We start from the raw sequence: 6,752 nt of genomic DNA, 5'->3' as shown, positions 1-6,752 counted from the left end.
TAATTTCTCTAAAAATACTCTTTATATCTAAAGTTTAAGTAACTGTACAAAATTATATTTAAGTTTTGTGTTTTAGGGACAAGGCAACAGGCACAAGGCAAAGAGTGTTAAAATATTTTTAACGACCACGAACATGCATTTTTCCCATAGCCCACCATCGAAAGCCGATACCTGAAAGCTTAAAACTTAAATTTTAATTTTCGTACAATTTAATACGGCTATATTTTTTCTATACAAACTTACTAGGCAAGTATCAGCAAATGATTAGTAAAAGATTAGAAATTTATTAGAATTGTGTAGCACAGTAGCTTTAAGGGGATTCTAATGCATGTATAAGCCAAATGTAATATTAAATCGACATTTTGAGTAAACTGTTTTATATCACTTAAAATGAATGATTTATGAAAAATATAAGCGTAATTATTCCAGCATGGAATGAAGAAGCTACTATTTCGGAAGTAGTACGAAAGGCTTTTAATTCTAAACTGACAAAAGAAGTTTTGGTAATTGATGATAACTCGACCGATAATACCGTTTCGGTAGCTTTGTTATCTGGTGCCTGCGTAATAGGTAGCGCTGAAAAAGGAAAGGGTATTTCTATGCAAGAAGGAGTCAGATTGGCAACAGGAGAGTACTTGATATTTCTGGATGCCGATATTCCTACCTATCCCGAAAACATCGTGGATTTGATGGCAAATCCTTTACTAGAACAAGGCGCCGACTTTGTTAAGTCTTGTTTTGATAGGCAGGCTGGTCGTGTAACGGAGTTGTTGGCAAAACCTCTTTTGGATATCTATTTCCCTGAATTAAATCAGTTTTCTCAACCGCTCAGTGGGATAGTATCAGGTAAAAGGAGTTTTTTGGAAAATATTGTTTTTGAAAATGATTATGGGGTAGATATTGGTTTGCTTATAGATATGTACCAAGCCAATGCCAAAATTGTCGAAGTCAATATTGGCTATGTCGAAAACAAAATGAAACCTCTACAATCTCTCGGGAATATGGCAAAGGAAGTTACCCGCGCCATTATGAATCGTGCCGAAGCAGATACTACTTATCATGCAATTCCTCATCAATCGGTAATTGGTGGGCTTCGTGCAGAGCTGAATCCTGCGCTCAAACATAAGGTGGTGGTGTTTGATATGGATAGAACCATTTTGTCAGATAGTTTTATTCAAACTGCAGCACGCCATTTTGGTTTTGAAAAAGCTCTCCGAAAAATTGCTATGGAGTATGTAAACCCTGTTATTAGAACTAAGGAGATTGCCAAATTGATGAAAGGACATACTGTTGCCGAAATTATTGAGGTATTGGATATGATTCCGATAACGCCAGATTTTGAGCACACCGTGCAGGCTTTGAAGCATAAGGGATGCATCATAGGTATTGTTAGTGATAGCTATAGTTTGGTAACTAACCACCTGATGCATAAGTTTCAATTGGATTTTACTATGGCTAATGACCTAGAGTTTTGGAGAGGAAATACCACTGGTGAAGTAAAAATTCCTTCTGCTTTTTTTAGACATCATGAGGCCAATTGCAAACATGATTATTGTAAAAGCCATGTGATTTCGTATATCTCAGCAGCTTTGGGATTGACGCTCGAGGAAATAATGGTGATTGGAGATGGCGAAAACGATATGTGTATGGTACAAAAAGCTGGTGTAGGATTTTCGTTTTGCGCTAGTCATCCCGCCTTAGAGTTGGTAGCCGATGTGGTACTCCGAGAACGAAGCTTTGAACCTATGTTGGCTTTTGTAGAGTAGATTATGAACTATTGTGGATTTGGGATTTCTGATTTCGGAAGTGTAATCTTTTATTTTTTGTAAAAAATAGAGGTATTTTACTTTATTTCCGAAATCAAAAATCCCAAATCCGAAATTGCTTGCTTTCCTTCGTAAACAACTCATTATAAGCAAGAAATGCTCCCCACTTTGGGGAGCACTCTTTATTTAGTGGAAGGCAATAAATCGTTCTAGTGATGAATTTTGAGTGCGGAGTTTGGAGTACAGAATTCGGATAATCGTATTTTTCTATATTTCCGCAATTGGTGCTGTAAAAAAGAATCCAAACAATTTCAGATTTGGGATTGAGGATTTCGGAAATAAGGTTAAACCCCTTTATTTTTTAAAGAAATGTAAAAGCTTACACATCCGAAATCTAATATCCGATATCTGAAATAATTAGTTTTAGGGCTTTTCGTACACGACTAATCCAAAATCCACAATTGTGAAATTTCTTCTATTCCTCATGCAAGGCCATTTCTTGTGGCGATTTCATAATCATTGTTCTTGTTGGAAACGGAATTTCGATAGATTCTTCTCTAAATTTTTTATGAATATCTTTCATAAACTCATGTTTGATGAGAAACTGATCACTGAAAGTTTTGGCTCTCATAATCACCGTCATTTTGATGGAAGACTCTTCAAAAGAATTGAATCTTACTACTGGTGTAAAATTCTCGACGGCTCCTTCTAATCTAAGCATTGTACCAGTGGCTACTTCGATGGCAATTTTCTCTACATATTCCAAATCGCAATCATACGAAATGCCAATACTGACGGTTGCAGGGGTTTCGGTATCAGGGAAATTGTAATTTTTGAGCGCATTGGTCGAGATTTTCGAATTGGGAACAATCACAATATGGTTTGCCATTGTTCTAATTGTTGTATTTCGCCAAGTAATATCTTCGATGTAGCCTTCTTCTCCTGTCGAAAGTTGTACATAATCTTGCGGACGAATCTTCTTTGATACTAATAACTGCAAACCTGCAAAAAGGTTTGATAAGGTATCTTGCAAGGCTAAAGCTACTGCCAAACCGCTGACTCCCAGTGCAGTAAGTGCTGGTGCTACCGACACCCCAACGCTTTGCAAAATCATTACTAATGCACCAATATAAATGGCCACTCGAATGATATTAGTAATAATAGAGGACGTAGGTACAGACCCATTTACTTGCGGCATTTTTTGATTTGCCAAGCTTGTGAAAAAATTGGCACAGGCTTTAGCAATACTAAAAATTAAAAAAATATGAGCAATTCTTCCCGCATAGATTTGATAATGACCAAGTTCTTTATTGTAATATTCCACACCCATTTCCATGAAAATAGCTGCAAGTAAGGGCACAATATTGTTGTGGATACTTACCAATAAAATATCATTGAAACTTGCTTCAGAGTGAATCGTATCAAAGTTGCCATAAGCTGCCTTTACACGTCCTCGCCAAATGGTCTGAATTGTTTTGGCGATACCTACACCAACACAAATCCAGCCTAAAAGAAATACGATTATAATCCAGTTTGATTCTAACATAATATCCAAAATTGTACGCTTGAGTAGAATTAAGCGAAAGATTTAACAAGAATGATTAAGCCCAAGTAGTTACTTGAGTTAAAATATATACGATAAAGTAGTGGAAAAGTCTTTAATAAGTAGGAATGTTTGGTTTTGAATGCTGTCTTTTGAATCGAACACCATTTTTTGTGATGAATAAAGCTTTTACATCGAAATAAGCTTCGAAATATGTATTGGATATCAAGTTTATAGTAAACTTGTTCTAAAAATACTAGACACTACTTAGCGTTAGTTCTTCTTTACGTTTGATAATACAAAGGAAAAACGCCAGACTTAAAGTCCAATTAATAAATAATTAGAATCGAATTAGATTGTCTAATGATAGAAAACCTTCAGTATTTTATTTAAAAAAGCCCAAAATCAATAATTTAACGCATTTTTAAACAATTGTAGATTTGGGATTGCTGATTTCGGAAATAAACCAAAATGCCTTTATTTGTCATAAAAATAGAAGTTTTTGCTTCCGAAATCACACATCCGATATCCGAAATGCTTGTTTCGTGATTCCCTAAATCCAGTGTTTGCGTTTAAAAAACCAAAGTACTGCGGTAGATGAAAGCATCATTAAAATCAATGCCAAATAAAAACCATAAGGATGCAAAATGGTTGGCATGACTTGATAATTCATCCCAAAAATCCCAGCGATGAGCGTAGGAGGGAGGAAAACGATGGTTACAACCGTAAAGATTTTAATAATCTGGTTTTGTTCGAGGTTGATCAAACCTGTAAATGTATCTTGAAGGTACTCCAAACGCTCAAAATTGAAAGTGGTATATTCCGTCAAGGAACTAATATCTTTCAATACAATCCTTAATCTTTCACGGTAACTTTCTGGAAATAATCTACTTCGTTGAATACTCGATAATACACGCTGTTTGTCGATAATACTTTCACGAAGCATCATGGAGTTTTCTTGCAAAGTGTTGATTTTTAGGAGTATTTCTTGTTTTGGCTTTTTTTCGTTGGAAAGTGATTTACTGATGTTGGTAATTTCGCGTGACATATTTTCCAGCAAATCGGCATCGGCTTCGATGCGTGTTTCGAGCAATAACAAGAAAATATCAATACCTGTCTCAAAAGGTTCTACATATACACGCATCTTTTTTACAGTATCCGCAAAAGTTTTCGAATCGCCCTGACGATAGGTAAATAAAGTAGTATTTTTTATCAAAAACGAAACAGGATAACTATGATAGCCATGCTGGTCTATTTTAGAAAAATTGGAGTTGGCTACCATCATATCGCCCTGTTCAAAAAAACGGGCACTACTTTCAATCTCCACAATTTCTTGCGGTGTCTGAAAACTAACTTGGCATTTGCTTTCTATCCATTCTTCCTCTTCGGGACTTGGCGATTGCAAGTCCACCCAAATCACATTTGGAATTTGCGAGAGCATTCTCACGTCGTTTTCCTTTCTGATTTGTTTTTTCTCCTTATAAAAGATTCTTACCATGTCAGTAGTTGTTTTGGTGTTGGAGTAGTATCCAAGACTTGTTCAACATGCTAGGCTGTACCAAAGGGCAACCGAGATATACTTTGTGATTTAGCGTAGTTTGCTAATGAGTTTTTGAAAATATAAAACATCCTACATTAATACAAGCAATCTAAGGGTTTTTGGAGGGTACTGTAGGGTATCAACTCAGAAAAATCCTATCTTTTCAAAACTTCACAAAGCTGCATTTTGTGGTAAGTTGTTGTGTGTTAGTTGATTATAAAAAATGGTATTGCGCTTAATTTATATAGACCATTCACTCAACTTTTGGGCTATTCTCTTTTTGAAGAGAATTTAGTAAATTTCTTTTTCATGTGTAAAACAACAAGTCAAAACCTCGGAGTATGGAGAATCCAAAACTTTTTGAGCTCTTCGGTAAGATAAGACTGGTTATACTTTACCTAAACCAAACTAAATTAACCCTAGTACTCGTCGTACGCTCATCCTCAAACTATGTCTGCAAAGAATAAACTAAACCTTTTTGACACCACAATGCTTGTGGTAAGTCTCATTATTGGAATGGGAATTTTCCGTAATCCAGTCGAAGTAGCCAAATCTGCACAAAGTCCCTCCATTTTTTTCTTGGCTTGGATATTAGGAGGTGTCGTAAGTTTTTTCGGAGGACTTACCTATGCCGAAATTGGGTCGAGATATGCCGTAAAAGGCGGTTTTTACAAAATATTTTCGTATTGCTATCACCCAGCTTTTGCCTTTATGGTCAACTGGATGTTAGTAATTTCCAATGCAGGAGCTACTTCTATTGTGGCAATTGTGGGTGCTGAGTACATCAATCCTATCATTATGCCAGCCTCGCTTCAGAATCCGATGGGAATAAAAATTACTTCGATTTCAACGATTGTAGTATTATATATCATCAATTTTTTGGGTATTCGTCTTTCTGCACAAACCCAAAATCTATTGTCGATGATCAAAATGGTACTTATGGCATTATTAATTCTGACTATTTTTGCTGGTCACCCTGCTCCTGTAAGTCATACTAATTTTGCTATTAGTCAAGAGGCTTGGCAGTTTACCGATTATCTCAAAGCCTTGGCCGTGAGCTTTATTCCTATCTTTTTTACCTACGGAGGTTATCAACAAACCATCAACTTTGGTACTGACATCGAAAATCCTGTACGCAATACGCCCAAAGGAATTTTTATTGGTTGTAGCTTGGTCATGTTTTTGTATTTGGCCATCAACTTTGCCTATTACAAAGTTTTAGGCATAGAAGGTATTGCGCAGTCAAAATCATTAACGGCTGATTTGGCGAAGGTTTTCTTTGGGGAAATAGGCTTCAAATTCACGTCAGTATTGCTCTTTATTTCGGTGCTAACTTTTGTGAATTCTGCTATGCTGACGAATCCAAGAGTCTACTTTGCGATGGCAGAAGATGGCGTTTTGCCGCAAGTTTTCAAAAAGCAAAATGATAAATCACAAGTACAGGAATTTGCTTTAACGGTCTTTGCTTCGTTTTTGGTGCTATTCCTCTTTTTTGCAGATTCCTTCAAAGAATTATTAAACTATGTGATGTTTTGCGACTCTGTAGGTATGATTACCTCGGCAGCAACGATTTTTTTACTAAGAAAAAAGAGCAAAGAGATACTAGGCGAAACCTATATGATTGGTTTTGGGAAAGTCCTTTTTCCTGTCATTTTTATAGCTGTATATACGGTAGTTGCGATTAGCTCTTTGGTTGAGAATAAGGAGAATTTACCAACAGCTATCGGTCTATTTTTAGGTGGGTTACCGCTGTATTTTATTCTGAAAAAAGCGATGGATAATTTGAAGATATAGGGGGAATGAAGGAATGAAAAATGAAAAGTGAAGGAATGAGATATTTACTAACCTCTCAAAAACAAAACTTATGGAAGACATTTCTTTAATTATCAACCAACTTGGCGAG

Annotated in this window: 4 protein-coding genes; 2 read left to right on the top strand and 2 right to left on the bottom strand. The window is 36.0% G+C overall.

Annotated elements, in window-relative coordinates; all coding sequences use genetic code 11:
• The first annotated feature begins 401 nt into the window (after window positions 1-401).
• Window positions 402-1,766 carry an HAD-IB family phosphatase gene (locus ACOVQ4_RS14480; RefSeq protein WP_421821340.1) on the top strand — a complete coding sequence of 455 codons (1,365 nt, stop codon included), beginning with the start codon at window positions 402-404 and terminating at the stop codon, window positions 1,764-1,766.
• Window positions 1,767-2,241: 475 nt separating this feature from the next.
• On the opposite strand, the gene ACOVQ4_RS14475 is transcribed toward ACOVQ4_RS14480, so the two are convergent.
• Entirely contained in the window at window positions 2,242-3,312 is a 1,071-nt protein-coding gene (locus ACOVQ4_RS14475; RefSeq protein WP_421821339.1) for a mechanosensitive ion channel family protein, read from the bottom strand.
• A gap of 550 nt (window positions 3,313-3,862) precedes the next feature.
• Window positions 3,863-4,807 carry a magnesium/cobalt transporter CorA gene (gene corA / locus ACOVQ4_RS14470; RefSeq protein WP_166553680.1) on the bottom strand — a complete coding sequence of 315 codons (945 nt, stop codon included), beginning with the start codon at window positions 4,805-4,807 and terminating at the stop codon, window positions 3,863-3,865.
• A 492-nt stretch (window positions 4,808-5,299) separates the two neighbouring features.
• On the opposite strand from corA, the gene ACOVQ4_RS14465 reads away from it, so the two are divergent.
• Entirely contained in the window at window positions 5,300-6,643 is a 1,344-nt protein-coding gene (locus tag ACOVQ4_RS14465) for an APC family permease (protein ID WP_421821338.1), read from the top strand.
• The last annotated feature ends 109 nt before the right edge of the window (window positions 6,644-6,752 follow it).

This window comes from Flectobacillus sp. (assembly GCF_049240685.1).
In the GTDB taxonomy this organism is placed as follows: Bacteria; Bacteroidota; Bacteroidia; order Cytophagales; family Spirosomataceae; genus Flectobacillus.
This window is presented reverse-complemented; position numbering and strand designations above follow the sequence as displayed.